General features: G+C 52.6%; 18 protein-coding genes and 1 tRNA gene. 8 read left to right on the forward strand and 11 right to left on the reverse strand.

Translation table 11 applies throughout. The features are described 5' to 3' along the window. Positions 1-258 precede the first annotated feature (258 nt). The 9 genes from ACXJJX_RS01700 to nifH form a co-directional block, all read right to left on the reverse strand. A complete protein-coding gene (locus tag ACXJJX_RS01700) occupies positions 259-1,533 on the reverse strand; it encodes a radical SAM protein (protein WP_456431278.1) in 1,275 nt (424 codons plus the stop codon). A gap of 28 nt (positions 1,534-1,561) precedes the next feature. Continuing rightward, entirely contained in the window at positions 1,562-2,962 is a 1,401-nt protein-coding gene (locus ACXJJX_RS01705; protein WP_456431280.1) for a nitrogenase component 1, read from the reverse strand. 65 nt (positions 2,963-3,027) lie between these two features. Beyond that, positions 3,028-3,453: a cyanase gene (cynS, locus tag ACXJJX_RS01710; protein WP_456431320.1), complete on the reverse strand. Its 426-nt coding sequence runs from the start codon at positions 3,451-3,453 to the stop codon at positions 3,028-3,030. A 70-nt stretch (positions 3,454-3,523) separates the two neighbouring features. Next, on the reverse strand, positions 3,524-4,888 hold the full coding sequence (nifE, locus tag ACXJJX_RS01715; protein WP_456431282.1) for a nitrogenase iron-molybdenum cofactor biosynthesis protein NifE: 1,365 nt from the start codon (positions 4,886-4,888) through the stop codon (positions 3,524-3,526). 8 nt (positions 4,889-4,896) lie between these two features. Further along, positions 4,897-6,267, reverse strand: coding sequence for a nitrogenase molybdenum-iron protein subunit beta (gene nifK / locus ACXJJX_RS01720; protein ID WP_456431284.1), 1,371 nt, complete (start codon positions 6,265-6,267; stop codon positions 4,897-4,899). A 40-nt stretch (positions 6,268-6,307) separates the two neighbouring features. After that, a complete protein-coding gene (gene nifD / locus ACXJJX_RS01725; RefSeq protein WP_456431286.1) occupies positions 6,308-7,933 on the reverse strand; it encodes a nitrogenase molybdenum-iron protein alpha chain in 1,626 nt (541 codons plus the stop codon). Positions 7,934-7,955: 22 nt separating this feature from the next. Further along, entirely contained in the window at positions 7,956-8,354 is a 399-nt protein-coding gene (locus tag ACXJJX_RS01730) for a P-II family nitrogen regulator (protein ID WP_456431288.1), read from the reverse strand. Positions 8,355-8,366: 12 nt separating this feature from the next. Beyond that, the gene (locus ACXJJX_RS01735) at positions 8,367-8,693 is read right to left on the reverse strand and encodes a P-II family nitrogen regulator (protein ID WP_456431290.1); all 327 of its coding nucleotides are present in this window, start codon (positions 8,691-8,693) and stop codon (positions 8,367-8,369) included. Positions 8,694-8,740: 47 nt separating this feature from the next. Continuing rightward, positions 8,741-9,565, reverse strand: a complete 825-nt coding sequence (nifH, locus tag ACXJJX_RS01740) for a nitrogenase iron protein (protein ID WP_456431292.1) — start codon at positions 9,563-9,565, stop codon at positions 8,741-8,743. Between the two features lie 274 nt (positions 9,566-9,839). Between nifH and ACXJJX_RS01745 the strand changes: the two genes are divergently transcribed. From ACXJJX_RS01745 to ACXJJX_RS01775, 7 genes are all read left to right on the forward strand, one after another. Next, positions 9,840-10,964 carry a LeuA family protein gene (locus ACXJJX_RS01745; RefSeq protein WP_456431294.1) on the forward strand — a complete coding sequence of 375 codons (1,125 nt, stop codon included), beginning with the start codon at positions 9,840-9,842 and terminating at the stop codon, positions 10,962-10,964. Further along, on the forward strand, positions 10,934-12,559 hold the full coding sequence (locus tag ACXJJX_RS01750; RefSeq protein WP_456431296.1) for a sigma 54-interacting transcriptional regulator: 1,626 nt from the start codon (positions 10,934-10,936) through the stop codon (positions 12,557-12,559). The genes ACXJJX_RS01745 and ACXJJX_RS01750 overlap by 31 nt, the downstream gene beginning before the upstream one ends. 202 nt (positions 12,560-12,761) lie before the next feature. Then, positions 12,762-14,135 carry an ammonium transporter gene (locus tag ACXJJX_RS01755; protein ID WP_456431298.1) on the forward strand — a complete coding sequence of 458 codons (1,374 nt, stop codon included), beginning with the start codon at positions 12,762-12,764 and terminating at the stop codon, positions 14,133-14,135. Positions 14,136-14,223: 88 nt separating this feature from the next. Beyond that, a complete protein-coding gene (locus ACXJJX_RS01760; RefSeq protein WP_456431300.1) occupies positions 14,224-14,562 on the forward strand; it encodes a P-II family nitrogen regulator in 339 nt (112 codons plus the stop codon). A gap of 73 nt (positions 14,563-14,635) precedes the next feature. Next, complete coding sequence (locus ACXJJX_RS01765) at positions 14,636-15,448, forward strand: TorF family putative porin (protein WP_456431302.1); 813 nt, start codon at positions 14,636-14,638, stop codon at positions 15,446-15,448. Between the two features lie 223 nt (positions 15,449-15,671). Then, on the forward strand, positions 15,672-16,442 hold the full coding sequence (locus ACXJJX_RS01770; protein WP_456431304.1) for a CHASE3 domain-containing protein: 771 nt from the start codon (positions 15,672-15,674) through the stop codon (positions 16,440-16,442). A gap of 19 nt (positions 16,443-16,461) precedes the next feature. After that, on the forward strand, positions 16,462-17,202 hold the full coding sequence (locus tag ACXJJX_RS01775; protein ID WP_456431306.1) for a methyl-accepting chemotaxis protein: 741 nt from the start codon (positions 16,462-16,464) through the stop codon (positions 17,200-17,202). A gap of 14 nt (positions 17,203-17,216) precedes the next feature. On the opposite strand, the gene ACXJJX_RS01780 is transcribed toward ACXJJX_RS01775, so the two are convergent. Together ACXJJX_RS01780 and ACXJJX_RS01785 are read right to left on the reverse strand one after the other, a co-directional pair. Beyond that, positions 17,217-18,539 (reverse strand): radical SAM protein, encoded by a 1,323-nt coding sequence (locus ACXJJX_RS01780; RefSeq protein WP_456431308.1) that lies wholly within the window; start codon positions 18,537-18,539, stop codon positions 17,217-17,219. 232 nt (positions 18,540-18,771) lie between these two features. Next, a tRNA-Glu gene (locus tag ACXJJX_RS01785) sits at positions 18,772-18,847 on the reverse strand. A 175-nt stretch (positions 18,848-19,022) separates the two neighbouring features. Between ACXJJX_RS01785 and glyQ the strand changes: the two genes are divergently transcribed. Continuing rightward, a complete protein-coding gene (gene glyQ, locus ACXJJX_RS01790; RefSeq protein WP_456431309.1) occupies positions 19,023-19,898 on the forward strand; it encodes a glycine--tRNA ligase subunit alpha in 876 nt (291 codons plus the stop codon).

The raw sequence follows: 19,898 nt of genomic DNA on the forward strand, positions 1-19,898 counted from the left end.
GGCACGCAGGAACCTTCTCCAAGTAAAAAGCCCCTTGGACAGCTAACTATTCAATGGCTTTCAACTAGAATGGATTGGTCTGTTTTTGGAGGCATATTCCTCCTCGGATCAGGTCTCTTGGGGCTAATAGGCCTGAGGAGGCAGGCTAAATCCAGAAATTAGGATATTATCTTTTCTTGTTTTTTTGGGGCAAACTGATGTGGGCGGGGGCCTCCCCGCCCCGTCTATTTAGATCCGTGTTATTAGATCCGTGGTTCTCTAAAGGCAACCGATCCCACCGCCTCCCCGGCAACCGCCAGAACACCCTTTCCTCCGCCCTTTAAAAATCTCCGGGTTCTGGCCAGAATAGATGGCTCGAAGACCCTCCTCGATGAAACCCGTCATCTCATAGGCTTTAATGCCGGCTTCCTCTAGAACGCAACGGGGATTGTCTCCCAAACCGGAGACAAGCACTGCCCGACAGTCCCTGAGGATCTCGGCCAGGGCCATCCAGCGTTTAAGTCCCCCGCCGGGTCTTGGCGCCGGACGCTCTTCAATGAACTCAAAGCGTCCTTCCCGCTCAGCCCAGATCTGAAATCCTGTGGCCTCTCCTAGGTGAAGGTTGACTAAAAGCCCCTCTCGGCTGGCCACGGCCACATAAGGGCGATCTTCCTTGCCCCTGAGCGGCAGGCTGGCGCAGTCAGCCAGACAGAGGCTTAACTCCAAAGACCTATCTTCTCCCAGAAGCCCGGCGGCATCGGCCCGGCAGCGGGCACAATGGCGCATCTGGGGGAGATACTTTTCAGCAGCGGCCCTTATCTTAGCCATAAGTTCGGCAGAAGGCTCACCGAGGGCCTCAAAGGGTGTCTCTCTAGTGGGATACATAGGCATACAGTTGAGCATATCTACCCTCAGCCTAGCCATCTCTTCGGCTACCTTAAGAATATGGTCATCGTTTATCCCCGGAATGACAATACTGTTTACCTTGACCAGGATATCTCGAGCCTTAAGACCAGCTATAGCCTCAAGCTGGCGCTCAAGAAGAAGCGCCGCCCCTTTTTGCCCCCGATAGACAACCTTGCCGTCCCTCACCCAGGCATAAATCCTGGCCCCGACCTCGGCCGAAACAGCGTTGACGGTCACCGTGACGTGGGAGACAGAAAGAGCGGCCAGATCATCAAGATAGGCCGGGAGAGCCAAACCATTGGTCGCCAGGCAGAGAATCATCTCCGGGAACCTCTCCCTAATAAGCCTTAAGGTCTCGAGAGTGGCCCCGGGATTAGCCATGGGATCTCCCGGTCCGGCAATGCCGACTACAGTAATCCGGGGCTCCTTCTCCAAGACCTTCTCCAGATAGACCAGGGCCTGAAAAGGCGAAAGGATCTGGCTACTCACACCAGGGCGACTTTCATTAAGACAGTCATATTTTCTATTACAGTAATTGCATTTTATATTACATTTAGGGGCCACCGGAAGGTGTAGCCGGCCGAATTTTCCTTTAACTGCTACGTTAAAACAGGGATGACGGCTGATATCAACGCTGTGTTCCTTCATCTCTTTCCTCCACTTTACAGAAACCATCTTAGATATAGGTATAGCCAACAGCCGAAGACTCTTGTCTCAGGCCGATGATAGTGTTTACAAGGCGGTCAAGGAGCTCCAGGGCCCCTCTGTAGCCCAAATGAAGGATCCTTTGGGCCCCAAGGCGGTCATGGATAGGAAACCCCACCCTTATAAGGGGGATTCCCAGTCTCCGGGCCAAGTGGTAGCCCTTGCTGTTGCCGATCAGAATATCAGGGGGATGATCCTCGCAGACCGCGGCCAGCTCGTAGAAATCCACCCCCGTAATTACCCGTGGTGGTTCAGGGAGCAGGCCGGTGGTAAGGGTCTGGATTTTCTCTGCGAAGCCGCGGTTACAATCCCCGGTGGCGCAGATAACCGGCTTGGCCCCCAGCTCGACCAAAAAACTCGTCAACCCAATGACGAGATCTTCCTCCCCATAGATGACCACCTTCTGGCCAAAAAGATACTTGTGGGCATCAACCATGGCGTCTACTAGGCGGCCCCTCTCAAGGACGTATCTTCGAGGAATGGGGCTGCCGGAGATCTCCGAAAGGGCCTTAAAGAAGGTGTCTGTTTCCCGGAGGCCAATAGTAAGCCCTAGGCTGTAAAGCCTCACCCCAAAGCCTTCTTTGAGGATGCTCCCCGGGCTCCGTTCCCCCGAAACCATTCGGCCAAGCTCTAAAAAGGCCCGGGCCTTGGCCAGGGATTCAATCGCCGAAAGAGGAGTCCCCCCAGGGGGGATCTTCTGGTAGTCGTCGGTGGCCGGAGCATCCAAAGGGTCAGAGATATCAGGAATAACGATCCCGGAGAGACCAAAGTCAGAAAGGATATCCTTCAGATGGCGGATATCGGCCGGAGAGACCAAGCCCGGGAAGATACCAACCTCTGGCCCTGAAGGGGCCTCCGGGCGACAAATGCCCTTAATAAGGGCCTTGGTGGCGGCTAGGAAGCCGTCTTTATGGGTACCAGAGTAGCTGGGAGTGGCGGCAAAGACGATATAAGGGGCCCTACGACCATCAAAACAAAGTCCGGTTTCCCGCTGAAACTCTTTAAGAATCATGGGGACATCGTCTCCGATGGTCTCCGTGAGGCAGGTGCTGGCAATACCGATGAGTTTGGCCTGGTACTTGTTGGCCACATTCATAATGCCCAGCTTAAGATTCGGGCCCCCGCCGTAGACGGCGTGTTTTTCTCCAAGGGAGGAGGAGGCGATATCCATGGGCTCGCGAAAATGGCTGATTATGTAACGCCTCATATAGGTAGCGCATCCCTGGGAACCATGAAGAAAGGGGACAGCTCCCTCGATGCCCCTGAAGGCCAAGGTTGCCCCCAGAGGCATGCAGAGCTTGCAGGCATTGGTGGTGGAGACATAGTCCCGATGAAGACGCTTTTCTGTGAAGACACCTCTAGCTAACGTCATCTCATCCTCCTCACTCCCTGTTTTTTAAAGGTCTTTCGGGGCTACTAGGGCCTTAAAGGGGCTTGTTACCACTTTTTATAGGGCAAGAATTTACCTTCCAGGACCAGCCTCACCCGGTCTCCGGCCGGAGACGATTTTTTTTGGATATCGATGGAGAAGTCTATGGCGCTCATGATGCCGTCTCCAAACTCCTCGTTTATTACCGCCTTGATGGCCGGACCATAGACCAGCATTATCTCGTAGAGACGATAAACCAGTGGATCCCTGGGGACCTCCTCCAGAAGTCGTCCGCGATATGGAGGCCTCTGGATACAGGAGACCACCTCTTCTTCGAGATCGAGGATCTCCCTTAATTTTTCGGCTTCCTCCCGGCTAGCCGTAGCCTGACCGTAAAAAAGAGCGGCCACCCAAACCTTATCCCTTCCCAAGGATTCGGCCAGCTCAGAAAAAGAAAGCCCTCGCTGTTCCTTGGCCGCCAGAAGGCGATTCATCCAGAGTCTGCGTTTGCAGGCATGATGACCATGATGGGATTGACTAGAACAACACATAATATCTCCCTCCTTATCTGAAAAAGCTCCGAGTCTTTTCCGCCCGGCGAGGAACAAAGCGCCAGACCGGGCTCATGACGGTGTTGTAGACCTCGCGGGCGAAGTTATACATGCCCACAAATCCCTCCAGGGGAAGCTTGCGTTCATGGTTGTGATCGCAAAACCCCACCCCGAGCTTGTAGGCAATGGGCCGCTCTTTGACCCCACCGACAAAGATGTCCACCTCCTTTTCTTTAAGGAAGGTGGAAAGCTCTAGAGGATTAGAGTCATCGACGATGATCGTTCCCGGATCGGTAATTGCAGCAAGTTCCCGGTAGTCTTCCTCAGTGCCGGTCTGGGAGCCCACCAAGACGACCTTCATCCCCAGAAGACGAAAGGCCTTGACCAGGGAAAAGGCCTTAAAGGCCCCTCCAACGTAGATAGCCGCCTTTTTGCCAGCCAGAGCCTTCCGGAACTCCTTCAGACGGGGGTAGAGAACTTTGAGCTCCTCCTGGATGAGCTCCTTGGTCCGCTGAAGGACGGCCTGATCCTTAAAGTGATCAGCCACTACATAGAGGGCCTCGGCCATGTCTTCGACCCCAAAGTAGGAGACCCGAACATAGGGAATTCCGTAGGTCTTCTCCATCATTCGGGCTAGATCCAGGGTGGCCCCTGAACATTGGACAACGTTGAGAGCCGCCCCATGGGCTCGGCGGATATCATCCACCCGTCCATCTCCGGTAATGGTGGCCACCACCTCAAGGCCCATTCGCTGGTAGTAGTCTTTGATGATCCAGATCTCACCGGCCAGGTTAAAATCACCAAGGATGTTAATACTCAGGGGGGAGATCCCAGAGGGATCTCCCGTACCCACAAGGCGAAAAAGAGCCCGACAGGCGGCATTATAGCCAGCCCGTTTGTTGCCCTTAAAACCTTCGGACTGAACGGGGATTACCGGGATCCCCTCCTCCTGCTCTACCCTCTTGGCTACGGCCTCAAGGTCATCGCCGATGATCCCTACAATGCAGGTGGAGTAGACAAAGGCCGCCCTAGGACGATGTCTGGCAAAGAGCTCCTTTAGGCTTCGGTAGAGCTTCTCCTCACCGCCAAAAATGACATCACGCTCAGTAAGGTCGGTGGAGAAGCTCAGGCGGTGGAGCTCCGGGCCAGAGGAAAGAGCTCCCCGGATATCCCATGTATAGGCCGCACAACCAATGGGACCATGGACCAGGTGCAGGGCATCGGCTACAGGATAAAGCACCACCCGGGAGCCACAGAAGACACAGGCCCTCTGGCTGACCGCCCCGGCCAGACTCTCCCGATTACAGACAATCCGGAAGGGCTCTTCCCCCTTGGTATAAATCTGGTCCTTTCTTTCCTCAAAAATAACTGCCGGCATAAATCCTCCTACATGACCAGCTCAAAAGACTCCTCAGGATCTTCACGATCCTGACGGTCAAGAAGGGCATTTACAATCTGGCTAAGGAGATACATCCCCCCGCGATAGCCCACAGTAGGGAAGTAGGTATGGCCGACACGGTCCAGGATAGGGAAGCCAAAACGAACAAAGGGGACATCTTCGGCCCGGGCAATATACTTCCCGTAGGTGTTGCCAATGAGGAGATCAACCGGATCATTCTTGATCCACTGGTGAAGGAGAAAAAGGTCTCCTCCAGCGCGGACATTGGCCCCCGGAGAGATCTCCTTAAGGATGCCTCTTATGCGGAGCTCAAACCTTTTGCCCGGCGTCCCGGTAAGGACATGGATCGGTCGCATCCCACAGCTCGTCAGGAATTCGGTAAGCGAGATTACCTGATCTGGATCTCCAAAGACGGCCACCTTCTTCCCATAGAGGTAGTGCTGCATGTCGGTCATGATGTCGATAAGACGCCCCCGGTCATCGACCAGGCTCTGGGGAGGCTCAAGACCGGTCAGATCCATGATGGCTTCCAGAAGACGATCAGTAGCGGCCACACCAATCGGCAGATCAAGGACTTTAAAGGGCACACCACACTTGGTCTCAAGGGCCTTAGCCGCCGCTTCTGAAGCCCAGGGGCCAAGGGCCAGGGTAGCCCGGGCTGAGCCCGTAGCCTCAAGCTCGGCCACGGTAACTCCCCCCTTGGGATACATCTGGTAATCCCCGCTCTGAGGGGTATCGAGGACGTCTGATGTATCCGGGAAAACCGTTCCCTCTAGACCGAAGGCGACTAAGATGGCCTTCAGCTCCCGCATGTCCGCCGGCTCAACAAAGCCGGGGATAAGGTTTATATGCTCCTTGGGCTCCCCTGTCCGGGAGAAGTAATCCACCATGGACTTGACCATGTTGGAGAAGCCCGTTACGTGGGAGCCGACATAACTCGGAGTATTAGTATGGATGACCCACTTGCCTTCAGGGATAAGCCCGTCTTCCCGGGCCTTTTTGATAATAGAAGGAAGATCATCACCAATGGTCTCCGAAAGGCAGGTTGTGTGAACGGCGACCACATCGGGATCATAGACCTTGAAGATAGTCCTTAGAGCCTGGCGGAGATTGCCGCCTCCCCCAAAAACTGCCGCTCCCTCGGTAAAGGAGCTGGTGGCCGCCACCACTGGCTCCCGGTAGTGCCTGGTGAGATGGCTCCGGTGGTAGGCACAACATCCCTGGCTACCATGGCTGTGGGGAAGACAGCGGTGTATCCCCAGAGCAGCATACATGGCCCCAATGGGCTGACAAGTCTTGGCTGGATTGATGCGCAGGGCAGAACGCTCAACAATCTCTTTAGGGGTCATATCAAGCATGGCTTTGCTCTCCTTCCGAAAAATCTTTGGTCTATGGCCTTTAAGGGGCCACTGGCTCGGCCTTGAGCACCGGGGCCTTCTTCCAAGGAGGTCTGATGTAGCTCCAGGCCGGATTGTTGATCATCATGTCGATTTCACGAGCGAAGTTGACTGCCCCTCGATAGCCGGCATAAGGGCCGCTGTAATCGTAGTTGTGAAGCTGTTTTGAGGGGATACCGAACTTCTCAATGATGTATTTATCTTTGATGCCGGAGCAGACTATATCTGGTTTAAAACGCCGAATGAGGATCTCCAGCTCGATGTGGCTGATGTCATCGATCACAATACTCCCTGGGGTCATATCCGGTATCATGCCCTCGTAGTAGTCGATGATTCCGGCTTCCTTGAGACGCTCAAGGATTTCCTCTGGCTTCCGCAAGCGAAACCTCTCCGGATCCGGCTCTACATGAAGCTCCTCGATATTGCGGCTATCAGCATCTATTTTGATAAAGGGAAGGACCTGACGACCTTCGTAATCGTCTCGGTGGGCAAACTCGTAGCCGGCAACAATGGTCTCCATCCCCAAATCCCGGAAGAGATCCTGATAGTGATGGGAGCGGGAACCACCGACAAAGAGCATGGCTGTTTTGCCCTGAAGTCGCTTCCTGTAGGGAGCAATCTGGCGTTCGGCCTCGGCTTCCTCCTCAGCAATTACCTGCTCAATACGTTCAGTGAGCCTGGGATCATCAAAAAATCGGGCCAGTTTTCTCAAAGTCTTAGAGGTGGCCTTGACCCCGATGAAGTTGACCTTCATCCAGGGAATGCCAAAACGGGTCTCCATCATCTCGGCCATGTAATTTATGGACCGATGGCACTGGACGAGATTCAGTTGGGCCATGTGGGCTCGCCGGAGTTCATCATAGGAGGCGTTACCGCTGAAGGTAGAAAGCACTTTAATACCGCAACGCTCAAGGATTCGCTCAATCTCCCAAGCATCTCCCCCGATGTTATATTCACCGAGGCAGTTGACGGTATAGCCTTCTTCCTCGATATCATCGAGGCCGACGATGTGTTTGAAGAGACCATTGTTGGCGATATGGTGGCCGGCAGACTGAGAAACTCCCCGATAGCCTTCGCAGTTAAAGGCCACCACCTGAATGCCCAGCTTCTGGCTCATCTCCTTGGCGATGGTCTGGATATCATCGCCGATGAGCCCTACTGGACAGGTGGCATGAACACTGATGGCCTTGGGTTTAAAGATTCGGTAGGCCTCCTCTATGGCTGTCCGCAGCTTCTTCTCCCCGCCAAAGATGATGTCATCCTCTTGCATGTCGGTAGAGAAACAGTAGTGAAGATAAAAATGGCCATCTTCACGGGGGCGCCCCTGATTGCGTCTGGTGGCCCAAGAATAAAAGGCACACCCAATAGGGCCATGGACAATGTGAACCATGTCCACAATGGGGCCGATGACCACCCCTTTACAACCGGCATAGCAACACCCCCGTTGGGTAATAATCCCGGGAACGGTACGGACATTGGCCTCTATTTGTTGTTCCTTTGAAGGATCGCGGACAATGATGTGCTTACGCCTCTTTTTGGCCACCTTGGGTGGATAGAGGTTGACGATTTCTTCTACCACCTGCTGTGGATCAACAGCCGGGGCCTTTTTCAATCTCAATTCTGTCATTGATCTCCCTCCTTTAAAAAACCTACTGACCGGTCATCTCGTCGATTGCCTTCTCACCGGACTCCCCGGTCCTAACCCTAATGACATCAGAGACAGGCATAACGAAGATCTTGCCGTCTCCAGGATTCCCAGTCTGGTTGATCTTGATGAGCGTCTGGATGACCGCTGGAACCTTATCATCAGGGACAATCAGACTGATCATCCGCTTGGGGATAAGGCGGGGCCCTTGGGCCAAAACGGCCAGGGCATCGGCACTGTCTTCAGGATCCTCATTGAGGGCTTCGATGTATTTGAAATCTACCGGTCGGCGGCCCCGACCCATGGCCTTTACGGCATGGAAGGCCGGAAAGCCAGCCTCCACCAAGGCCTTTTTTGTCTGGTTGATCTTGTTCATCCGAATCACGGCCAGCACTTCTTTCATCTCTGCCTCCCTTTAAGCTTCTTTCGTCCCGGAGCTGATGGTATAGACCTCTTCCACCGGACTGACGAATATCTTCCCGTCTCCATAGGCTCCTTTGTCTCCCGTGCGGGCGCTCTGAAGGATGGCCTGGATGACGAAATCCTTTTCCTCGTCAGGTACCACCACCATGAGCATCTCCTTGGGAAGCTCATCATAGATGACGTCTCCTAGGCGGATACCTCGCTGTTTGCCGCGACCGGCGACTTCAATCTTGGTCACTGCCGGATAACCGGCTTCAAGTAGGGCCTGCATGACTTCGGCACTTTTCTCCGGCCTGACAATGGCTCTGACCATAATCATCTCTTCTTTCCTCCTTAAAAAATTGGCTTTAGACGCTTGGTTGACGCCTAATCGAGAATTCCGTACTCCATGAGGAGTTTTTCCAACTCGTCTGTATGCATAGGCTGGGGGATGACAAACATGTCATTTTCATCGATGGCCTTGGCCAGGTTGCGATAATGCTGGGCCATTTCACAGTTTGGATCGTAATCAATGACGGTCTTCCGATTAATCTCGGCCTTCTGGACCATGTTGTCCCGGGGCAAGAAGTAGATCATCTGGGTGCCAAGCTTCTTGGCAAAGGCCTTGATGAGTTCCTCTTCATTTTCAACCTTCCGGCTGTTACAGATGAGCCCCCCAAGCCGGACCCCACCGGCCTCGGCAAACTTGCGCACCCCTTTGCAAATGTTGTTGGCCGCATACATGGCCATCATCTCACCGGAGCAGACGATGTAGATCTCTTGAGCCTTGCCCTCACGAATGGGCATGGCAAAGCCCCCGCAGACCACGTCTCCCAAGACATCATAAAAGACGTAATCAAGCCCCTCGCTTTCATCGTAAGCCCCCAGGGATTCAAGGAGATTAATAGAGGTTATGATCCCCCGACCGGCACACCCTACCCCGGGCTCCGGCCCTCCGGACTCCACACAAAGAGTCCCCCCAAAGCCAACCTTGCGGATATCATCAAGATCAACATCCTCACCTTCTTCCCTGAGGGTATCGAGAACGCTCTTCTGGGCCAGCCCCCCAAGGAGAAGCCTGGTTGAATCGGCCTTAGGATCACAACCAACTACCATGACCTTCTTGCCCATCTCTACCAGACCAGCAACTGTATTCTGGGTGGTCGTAGATTTACCGATACCGCCCTTGCCATAGATAGCGATTTTCCTCATTTAAACTAACCTCCCTTATCTTTTGTTTTGACGATTGCTGATTTTGACCGAACAACCTAGGCAATACTTATGCCAAAAGCCTTCCTAAGATCTAACATGCTTAAAGGACGTTCTTTTTTCATTTTCTGAAACCTTCAATTAATTGTGACATTAAACTGACAAATCTCTCCTTTTCTGACAAAACAATCCTTTTTGTCAGATTTTTATTTCTTTTAAGAAGAATAATTCTTGGAACTTATTTTGCTTTTTAAATTTGAGGGGAAGGGATGGAGAGATGATCTTGGACAGCACCTTAAGAGAGGGGGAACAACGCTTTGGGGTCTATTTTGGCCTGGAGACCAAGATCGAGATCCTCCGAAGGCTTAAATCCCTAGGGATTGAAGAGGTCGAGCTGGGAGTGGTCGGTTGCGAAGAGGTCTCTTTTCTTATCCGAGAATCTCGGAAAAAGGGAATAAAGGCCAGTCTTTGGGCTAGGTTGCGGGAAGATGACCTTAGGGAAGCCGAGAGCCTGGGCCCAGAGCGAATCAACCTTGGGCTCCCCATCTCCTCCGGTCACCTCAGGAAAAGGCTCGGTCTTAAGCCCCAGGAGGCCCTCAAAACCATAAGGAGGCTTATATCCCGAGCCAAGGAGAGCTTTGTTTACGTCTCCTTGGGTCTTGAGGATGCCAGCCAGTCAGAGCCTGATTTGCTTCTTGAAGCCGCCTGGACGGCCCAAGAAGCCGGGGCCCAGCGAATAAGGATCTCTGATACCCTTGGAATCCTCAACCCACTGGAGGTAGCCGCCCTTGTCAGCTGGCTTAAAGAAAACATCACTGATCTAGAGCTTGCCTTCCACGGACACAATGATTTTGGCCAAGCCACAGCCAACGCCATCGCCGCCCTGGAATCCGGAGCCGAGTGGGTGGATGTGGCCGTGCTCGGTCTGGGGGAAAGGGCCGGAATCGCCGCCCTGGAGGAAGTCCTCGCCTATCTTTATTTTCGGCGAGGCCAGCGACAGTATCGGCTGAAAAAACTAGCCGAGTTATGCCGCTTTGTAGCCTGGCACGCCAACCAGCCAATTCCAGACCACAAGGCCATCGTCGGCCGAGGGCTCTTTCTTTGCGAAACAGGCCTCCATGTCCACGGTCTCTGCCAAGATCCCCGTCTCTACGAACCCTTTCCTCCAGGGGCCATAGGTCTGCGGCGCCATCTGGCCCTGGGCAAAAAGAGCGGACGGGCAGCCGTAAGGCTCAAACTTCGGCAAATGGGGATCTCCGTCTCCGATGGGGAACTTGAGACCATAGTCCAAGCTATCCGCCAGGCCTCACGCCACCAAAACCGCCCCCTAACAGAAATGGAAATCCAGGAGATTATCAAGGACCAACTGAGATGGAAAGAGAAGATCTTTACGAAAATGTAAAAAGTGGGCAACAAATTAATATCAAAAATGTAAAATCTCTTGATGCCCTAGAGCTAGAAGTCCTTTACGCCATCTCCGAGGTCATTAGCGACGTCCTGGAGCTAGACAAGGCCCTAAGGAGGGTCCTAGGCATCCTTTCCGAGACCTTGGCCATGGAGCGAGCCACCATTACCTTGCTTGATGAGAGCACCCAGAGACTGGTGATCCGGGCCTCTCATGGGCTTTCTCCCGAGGAAGAACAGCGGGGGATCTATGCCGTAGGCGAAGGGATTACCGGCCAGGTTTTTGCTAGTGGTCAGCCCTGCGTAGTCCCTGATGTTCGCTCGGATCCCCTCTTTTTAAACAAGACCGGGGCCCGCTCTGTAACCAAGGAGCGGCTTTCTTTTATTGCCGTCCCTATCATTCTTAAAAGGCACCCCATCGGGGTCCTCTCCGTAGACAAGCTCTTCGGCAAAGACGTTGACCCAGCCGAGGACATAAAGTTTTTAAAGATCGTAGCCGCCCTTATTGCCCATTTTGTAAGTCTCAACCAGCAGATAGCGGCCCGAGAAAAGCTCCTTCGCCTAGACAACCTCAACCTGCGCCAGGAGCTCAAGAGCCGGCTCAGACGTTTCTTCTGGCACAGCAAAAGCCCCCTCATGCAGAGGACCCTAGAGATGGTCCGCAAAGTAGCTCCCACCAAGGCCACGGTACTCCTGCTTGGGGAGTCTGGGACTGGAAAGACCATGACTGCCAGACTCATCCACGAGCTCTCCCCCCGAGCCGAAAAGCCCTTTGTCAAGATCAACTGCGCCGCCCTGCCCGAAAACCTCCTTGAGGCTGAGCTTTTCGGCTATGAAAAAGGGGCCTTCACCGGAGCCGTGACCTCCAAAAGCGGTCGTTTGGAAGAGGCCCACGGCGGAACGGTCTTCCTTGATGAGATTGGAGAACTTCCCCCTTCCCTCCAGGCCAAGCTCCTACGGTTTATCCAGGAAAGAGAGTTTGAGCGTCTGGGGAGCACCAAGACCAGAGAGATAGATGTCCGTCTCATCGCGGCCACCAACCGAAACCTTGAGGAGGCCGTCTCCAAGGGAGAGTTTCGAGCCGACCTTTACTTCCGTCTAAGTGTCTTTCCCCTTAAACTTCCTCCCCTGAGAAAACGCCCCGAAGATATCCCCCTGCTCCTCAACTTCTTCTGCGAAAAGGCTACCCTCGACTATGGACGCCGGATTCTCCTAACCCCCAAAGCCATAGAGAGGCTTGTTCGTTATCCGTGGCCAGGCAATATCCGGGAGATGGAAAACATCATCGAACGGCTGGCCATTGTCTGCGAAAAGATCCCCATAGAGCCCGAAGACCTAGAACCCTTCCTCCAGAAAGACCCGGGTTGTCTCCCCGAGGAAGAACCTCTGCCGGAGATGGAAAGCCAACCCTTAAGGGAGGTAGAACGCAGGGAGATCCTCCTGGCCCTTAAACGAAACCAATGGGTCCTCACCTGGGCCGCTAAGGATCTGGGCCTAACCCTCCGGCAGCTCCGCTATCGCATCCAGAAGCTTGGACTCCACTCGGCTATTCCCCACCGTCGAGGACGCCCTCCACTCAAGAAGAACCGATAAATTTACATTTATGTAACTTAGCAGAAAGACATAGCTTACATCTTTGTAAGATTATTGGAAGATTTCAGGCTAAATAAGGACTTACCCATACTCTCCATTATATAACCACCGAATACAACGTTCTTTTTTTAACCTGGATCTTTTGTGGCATAAGTCTTGATTATGAGAAGAAGCCAGAAATCATCAGCGAGGAGGTTTCATCATGAAGAGGCATCGTTTATGGACTTTGGGGCTTTTGGGTTGGTTAGCATTATCCGGCCCCTTGGCTTGGGCCGGCGATCCAACCGGGGCCCAGACGCTTAAGTCTGATCCCGGTCTTCCGGTAGATTATGTCTGGATCCTTATCTGTGGCTTTCTGGTCATGTTTATGCAGGCTGGTTTTGCCTGCGTGGAGGCTGGGTTCTGTCGTTCCAAAAACGTAACCAATCTTTTTACCAAAAACGTTATGGATTTTGTGGTTGGCTCTCTGGCCTTCTGGGCCTTGGGCTTTGGTATCATGATGGGGGCGGACTGGAAGGGCCTCCTGGGGACCTCCGGCTTTTTTTTAAGCGGAGACGGCTACGATGTGGGCAATTACCTAACTTTTTTCTGGCAGATGGTCTTTGCGGCCACTGCGGCCACCATTGTCTCCGGAGCCGTGGCCGAAAGACTCAAGTTCCAGGCCTATCTCGTCTACTCGGCAGTAATAACCCTTTTTATTTATCCGGTCTATGGCCATTGGGTCTGGGGAAGCGGCTGGCTATCCAAGCTCCCTTATGGTCTCGGACACCTTGACTTTGCCGGCTCAGGAGTTGTCCACGCCGTTGGTGGCTTCATTGGTCTGGCTGGAGCTATTATCCTGGGCCCCCGTTACGGCAAATTTGACAAAAACGGAAAACCCCGAGCCATTCCCGGCCACAGCCTACCGATGGCCGCTTTAGGGACCTTTATTCTCTGGTTTGGCTGGTATGGGTTTAACCCCGGTTCCACCTTCTCGGCCCATCATCTGAGGATCTCGGTGATCGCTGTCAACACCACCTTAGCGGCCTCGGCGGCCTCCCTCACTGCCTTACTCATCATCCTGGCCAAAACTAAGCGTTTTGATCTGGGCATGGCCTTAAATGGGGCCTTGGCCGGCTTGGTGGCCATTACTGCCCCTTGCGCCTGGGTGGAGTCATGGGCAGCTGTGGCTATCGGGATAGTGGCTGGATTTGTTGTCGTTGCCGGAGTCTATCTCTTGGAAGCCCTTAAGATAGACGATCCTGTCGGGGCGGTTCCCGTTCACGGATTCAACGGCATCTGGGGACTTCTGGCCGTAGGCATCTTTGCCGACGGCACCTATGGCAACTATTCCATTGATCCCCCGTTCGTCAAAGGCCTCCTCTACGGCGGCGGAATTGATCAGTTTGTCTCCCAGCTCATCGGAGCCGGAGCCCTGATTGCCTGGGCCTTTGGCTGCGGCCTTATCCTCTTCAAGGTCCTCGATATGGTCATGGGCATCCGGGTAGAGCCCAAGGAGGAACTCATGGGGCTTGATCTCATCGAGCACGGCACCCCGGCCTATCCGGAGTTCTACACCATGAACAGTCAGTCTTAAAAAAATAATCCCCAAACCCCTTAACCTTAATAGAGAGGGGGGTGCCCCCCCTCTCTATCCCCAAAAGCAAAGTAAGGAGGTAGCCAAGATGAAGGAGATCCGGGCCATTATCAGGCCAGAGAGATTAAACGACGTTCTTGAGGCCCTGAACAAAGTGGGGCATCCCGGGGTCACGGTAACCAGAATCGAGGGCCACGGCCGCCAAGCCGGTCTAGTAGAACAATTCCGCGGGCGAGAGTACCGGGTAGAGCTACTCCCTAAGGTGAAGCTCGAGATCGTCTGCCGAGACGATGAGGTCGAGGCCCTGACCAAGACCATTGCCGAAGCAGCTCGCACTGGGGAGATCGGCGACGGCAAGATCTTTGTCTACGACGTCCAGGATGCCCTGCGTATCCGAAGCGGCGAACGGGGAGAGAGTGCTGTCTAATTTTTTACTTGTGTAACAAATTCGTAACCTGTAGGTTACGTGCCCATCACAAAAACGTTTAAGGAGGTGTAATATGGTAGGTGTTCGTTATCGGTTGAGTGCATGGTTAGGGGCTTTAATCATCCTTCTGGCCTCGGCCCCGGCTTGGGGCCAAGACAAGCCTTCGGCTGAGGCCGGGTTAGATGTGCTTTCTCAGTACATCTGGCGAGGCTATGCCCTTTCTAATGACTCAGTAGTTATCGAGCCTTCACTAACCGTCTCCTATAAAGGGGCCTATGTAAACGTCTGGGGTAACTACGATACCAATGAAGATGATGAAGGCCGAGGCATTGCTCCGCAGGCGGGCCAGGCAGATTGGAGCGAGACTGACTTCACCGTGGGTTACACCTACGACAAGCTTCCCTATGGGATCAGCCTTGACGTAGGAACTATCTACTACGCCCTTGATGCCGTGGATGACTCTTTTGAAGTCTATGCCGGTCTTTCGGCCACCTGTCCGCTGACCGGTATCGACTTTGACTTGACCATCTATCGGGAGGTCTCTCACTACCCTGGCTGGTGGATAGAGCTTTCGGCGGCCAAGAGCTTCGCTCTTCCCTGGTATAAGGCCAGGCTTGATCTAGGGGCAACCGTCATCTATCAAGCCTCTGATGACGCCGGCTCTTACGCCGACCCAGATAACCCCAACGATGAGTACTCTGCTTGGCATTCGGCCAACCTTTCGGTGGCCGTAAGTATTCCCGTCGGGGAATACTTCACCGTCACCCCCCAGGTAGGTTATTGGTTTGCCTTGAGCTCTGACGCCAAAAAGGTCATTGAGACCACTTCTTGGGAACCCCAGCATGATTACCTATATGGAGGCATCGGAATTAGCATGACTTGGTAGCCCTTCCTCAAGCCAAGCGACTCTTTCTCTAAGGGGCCCTTAGGGGCCCCTTCCTACCGAGACCTTTGGATCAAATCACCTCCCAGAATCATTACAGATTAAATTTTAAAGAACCCTTCCTCTAATCCGATATCATAGAACAACTTATAATAATTCCAAGACTAACCAAATAATTAAATAATTCTGAATCTACATAAACTAACCTAAACGAGAGGGCTAAACCGTGAAGCAACCTAAAATGGATCTAATAGTTATTTTGGCCTGGATCCCCTTTCTGATCATGATCGGCTTAGGGACTTATCTTCTCTTCAACATAAAGACAGCCGAGAGCCTCTCAGGAAGCAGGACAGAGGAGTTGGTGACCACCATAATTGCCTTAAACGAGGCCCTCATGCCCCCTAATGATTATCTTATCGGAGGAGATCCGGAAGAAAAAGCCAATTTTGCTAAAGCTGTCCAGGATTTCGAAAAAAATCTAGAGTCTTTCTCTGAACATATCCACTCTCCAGAAGAAAGGAGGCTCTACCAAGAAATTAAATCTCGTTGGCCTAGGCTTAAAAGATTGGCCGCAGAGATCCTCAACCTGAAAAATCCTCAAGGGAGCAAACAGGGCTACAAACTTATGGAGGAGATGGACGCCATTGGAGATGAAATCTCTAAGGCTTTAGAGAGCCTCAGTAGCCATATATTTGAGGAGATGCATCATCGATATGATAGGCTTAAAAAGCTATCCTTCGAAGGCGTCCTGGGAATTGTTCTTATTGCCTTTATGGCCACGATTATTAGATCGATCATCCTTTTCCAGCTGGGATTTTTTTACAAAAAAGTCGCCCATTTTATGGATTCTCTGGCCCAAAATCAGGACTTAACCCAAACCCCTAAGGCCCGAATTATCTGTCAAGAGCAGAAAATCTTTTTGTTCTTTGAAGAAAATTCAAAAGTTCTTCTCTGGCTTTGTTATCCGCCTGAGGCAAGTCTCTACCAAAGTTTATGAACTGAGCACCCAGGTAGACTTGCTTTCTGAAAAGGTTACCGACTTAAATGAAGAAATTTACAACCAGGCCCAAAAGGTCTCTGACCTTTCATTGGAGACAACCTCTGACATTCAATCGGTAAACAACGCCAGCCAAGAGATGACCCGGGCTATTACGGAGATCTCCCATAATTCACAAAAGGCTGCCGTTAGCGTCCATCGAGCCGAAGAGGAGATCAAAGATGCCAACCATCTTGCCGAACGCCTAGGGGAGAGCTCTAGGGAAATCGGAGAGATCGTCAAGCTGATAAACTCCATCGCTGAGCAGACCAATCTCTTGGCGCTGAACGCTACCATTGAGGCTGCCCGGGCCGGGGAAGCCGGCAAAGGCTTTGCTGTGGTGGCCGGCGAGGTCAAAGAGCTGGCCAAACAGACCGCCTTGGCCACAGAGAAGATCACTGAGATGATTAACAACATCCAGCATGACAGCCAGCAGACAGTGGAGGCTATCGCCCAAATCTACCAGACCATTGTCTCCATCAACCAGATCTCTGAAACCATCGCCGCCGCAGTAGAAGAGCAGACAGCCACGGTCTCCGAAATCAATCGCCATCTACACGATGCTTCTCAAAGAGCGGAACTGGTGACCGAAAAAATCCAAGAGGTAACCTATAGAAGCCAGAAAGCCGCCGAAGAGGCCCTCAGGCAAAAAGAACACATCTCTCAGCTCAACTCAGAAATCAAGGCCCTAGAGACCTACGTCAAAAATGTCAGGGTCTAGAGAGAGACCTGGTTTTAGGGAACAACATCTGTATAGGGAGCCAGAAAGGCCGAATGTTCGTAGAGCTCCTGAAGACCTAAGCCAGCCCTCTTTAAGGCTTGAGCAATCCTGGGAAGACGTTCCAAGACCAGGGCTATATGGAGCCTGATCAGTTGGCAGTATTGGAGGGTCCTTTCTGGAGAACCTGTAAGAGCCTGGACAGGACAACGTCCACCACAGTAGGCCAAGACACCGCACCGGCCACAACCCAATCCTTCCCTGTAGCCCACCAGGGACTTTAGGTCTGGAGGGGCCTTAAAGATGAGGCTCCCGTCATCGGCAACACTGCCCAGAGACCACTCAGGGGGCAGGTCGGCACAGGCGTGGATCCGACCATCGACGAGATCAAAATTCCTGGCCAGCTCCACTCCACAGGCAGTATGGCCCCGCTGGCGGCCGGAAAGGGCGTAAAGGATAAGCTCATTTAGATGGATTATTGGCAGGATCCGGCCTTGCTCCAGATAATCAAGATAGATGTCTAGAACCTGGGAAAAATCTTTCTCGTATCGAAGACCATAGCCAACCAGATCCTCCAGAGGATCAGGGGTCTCTACCCAATGCCAAAAGAAATAATCTGCCAGCCCTTTGTCGTAAAGTTCCATAAACTGCTCAAAACATCTGAGAAGAGACTGGTCCTCTCGCAAGGTGGACCACTGAAGCACTCGGCCTGGAACCAAAGATTTAAGCCTCTCTAGGTTGGCCACGATCTGCGAAAGCCTTGTCCCCCTTCTTATCCGGTTGTGTTGAGACTCGTCACCATCAATGGAGACAGAGTAGAGCCAGATCCTCTCCATCAACCAGGGATGTTCATCTAAGGCACGATCAAGAAGCATTCCGTTGGTATAGACTAGGTAGCGGATCCTCCGGGCTTCTGGCGCTTTAGAGATAATTCTAACGATGGCCTCCATCTTTTGGGGCACCAAAAAGGGCTCCCCGCCATAAAAACAAAGAGTGACCGGCCCTTCTGGGCTTAGGCGGACAAGGTTCAAAACAGCCCGGGCATCCCTCTCGGGCACTGTCTCCTGAGAGGTAACCAGGTGGCTTCGAGGACGATCCACTCCCAAAGTAACGGCAGCATTAATACAACCCTTGCAACGGGCATTACAGCGACCAGTAACCGTAAGGTGGATAAATAGTGGTGTTTCGGGAGTGTAGGTTCCAGGCCAAGAAGGAGGGGGCATAACTACCGCCTTGTGATGAGAAAGATCGCCAAATCGAGGATGGACGAAGGCAACAATTTTAGGGTATTCCGAAACGGGTAGTGTTTTGGACAAAGATTCAGCATATGAATAGGGCATAATCACCTCTAACACCAAAAGAAATAAGAGAAAATTAACTTTACTATTAAAGGTTTCTTAATTAAATTAGACTGTCAATTAGATGCTATCATTAAAAGACGAAGAAAAAGCTTATGTTATTGGAGAAAGCCTGGTGACACAAAAAGAACTTTTCCTTAAAGGCGTAACACTAGGGGGTATTTGGTTAGATTTTGAAACAACTGAAAGGTTTTATGGATGGGATGGAAAAAATTGGCGGTCCCACGGGGACTCGAACCCCGGTTTCCGGCGTGAGAGGCCGGTGTCCTAGGCCACTAGACGATGGGACCGCCGGGCCTTTAAGAGTGGAGCCAATTTAACCAGCCCCTAAAAAACTGTCAAGGCATCCCCCTGGCTTTGGGAAAATCTACTCTGTAACAATACATCTGCTTGTCTTCCGGATTGTGGCCATATAAAATGCCGCCTGCCGGATCATTAGCTAAATACCCGGCCAAGGAGCTGGTTATGTATTTTCAAGACGTTATCGAGACCCTCAACCGATACTGGAAGGAAAAGGGGTGCCTTATCGTCCAGCCCTATGATACCGAGGTGGGAGCAGGTACCTTTCATCCAGCCACCTTTTTGCGTTCTCTTGGGCCTGAGCCTTGGAAGGTAGCCTACGTCCAGCCTTCTAGGCGCCCGGCCGATGGTCGCTACGGAGAAAACCCCAACCGCCTTCAGCACTACTATCAATACCAGGTCATCATCAAACCTTCTCCAGATGATATCCAAGAGCTTTACCTCGACAGCCTTCGGTCTTTTGGTTTGAGGCTGGAGGATCACGATGTGCGCTTTGTTGAAGACGACTGGGAGTCTCCCACCCTGGGAGCCTGGGGACTGGGCTGGGAGGTCTGGCTTGACGGCATGGAGATCACTCAGTTTACCTACTTTCAGCAAGTAGGGGGAATTGACTGTGACCCGGTCTCCGTAGAGATAACCTACGGCCTTGAACGCATCACCATGTATCTTCAAGGGATAGACAACGTCTTTGAACTCCAGTGGTCCCCGGGAATCACTTACGGGGACGTACACCACCAAGCCGAAGTAGAATACTCTATCTACAACTTTGAAGAAGCCGATGTGGCCATGTTGCGAGATTTTTTCGAACGCTTTGAGCGGGAATGCCTGCGTCTAGTGGATCTGGGTCTTGTACTGCCAGCCTATGATTACTGCCTTAAGTGCAGCCATACGTTCAACTTACTTGATGCCCGCAAAGCTATAAGCCATGCCGAACGCACGACCTACATCGCCCGAGTCCGGGCCCTGGCCAAAAAGGTGGCTGAGGGCTGGCTCAGCAAGAGAGAAGAAATTGGCTTCCCCCTATTGTCCAGGAGGTCATAA

Source organism: Thermosulfuriphilus sp., assembly GCF_054026695.1.

Coding starts and splice junctions, on each gene's coding strand:
- ACXJJX_RS01735 (WP_456431290.1), bottom strand. CDS start 8,693: ATGATTATGGTCAGAGCCATTGTCAGGCCGGAGAAAAGTGCCGAAGTC.
- ACXJJX_RS01705 (WP_456431280.1), bottom strand. CDS start 2,962: ATGACGTTAGCTAGAGGTGTCTTCACAGAAAAGCGTCTTCATCGGGAC.
- ACXJJX_RS01745 (WP_456431294.1), top strand. CDS start 9,840: ATGATCTTGGACAGCACCTTAAGAGAGGGGGAACAACGCTTTGGGGTC.
- ACXJJX_RS01765 (WP_456431302.1), top strand. CDS start 14,636: ATGGTAGGTGTTCGTTATCGGTTGAGTGCATGGTTAGGGGCTTTAATC.
- nifD (WP_456431286.1), bottom strand. CDS start 7,933: ATGACAGAATTGAGATTGAAAAAGGCCCCGGCTGTTGATCCACAGCAG.
- nifH (WP_456431292.1), bottom strand. CDS start 9,565: ATGAGGAAAATCGCTATCTATGGCAAGGGCGGTATCGGTAAATCTACG.
- nifK (WP_456431284.1), bottom strand. CDS start 6,267: ATGCTTGATATGACCCCTAAAGAGATTGTTGAGCGTTCTGCCCTGCGC.
- ACXJJX_RS01700 (WP_456431278.1), bottom strand. CDS start 1,533: ATGAAGGAACACAGCGTTGATATCAGCCGTCATCCCTGTTTTAACGTA.
- ACXJJX_RS01780 (WP_456431308.1), bottom strand. CDS start 18,539: ATGCCCTATTCATATGCTGAATCTTTGTCCAAAACACTACCCGTTTCG.
- glyQ (WP_456431309.1), top strand. CDS start 19,023: ATGTATTTTCAAGACGTTATCGAGACCCTCAACCGATACTGGAAGGAA.
- ACXJJX_RS01755 (WP_456431298.1), top strand. CDS start 12,762: ATGAAGAGGCATCGTTTATGGACTTTGGGGCTTTTGGGTTGGTTAGCA.
- ACXJJX_RS01750 (WP_456431296.1), top strand. CDS start 10,934: ATGGAAAGAGAAGATCTTTACGAAAATGTAAAAAGTGGGCAACAAATT.
- nifE (WP_456431282.1), bottom strand. CDS start 4,888: ATGCCGGCAGTTATTTTTGAGGAAAGAAAGGACCAGATTTATACCAAG.
- cynS (WP_456431320.1), bottom strand. CDS start 3,453: ATGAATCGCCTTCTGGCGGCCAAGGAACAGCGAGGGCTTTCTTTTTCT.
- ACXJJX_RS01730 (WP_456431288.1), bottom strand. CDS start 8,354: ATGAAAGAAGTGCTGGCCGTGATTCGGATGAACAAGATCAACCAGACA.
- ACXJJX_RS01760 (WP_456431300.1), top strand. CDS start 14,224: ATGAAGGAGATCCGGGCCATTATCAGGCCAGAGAGATTAAACGACGTT.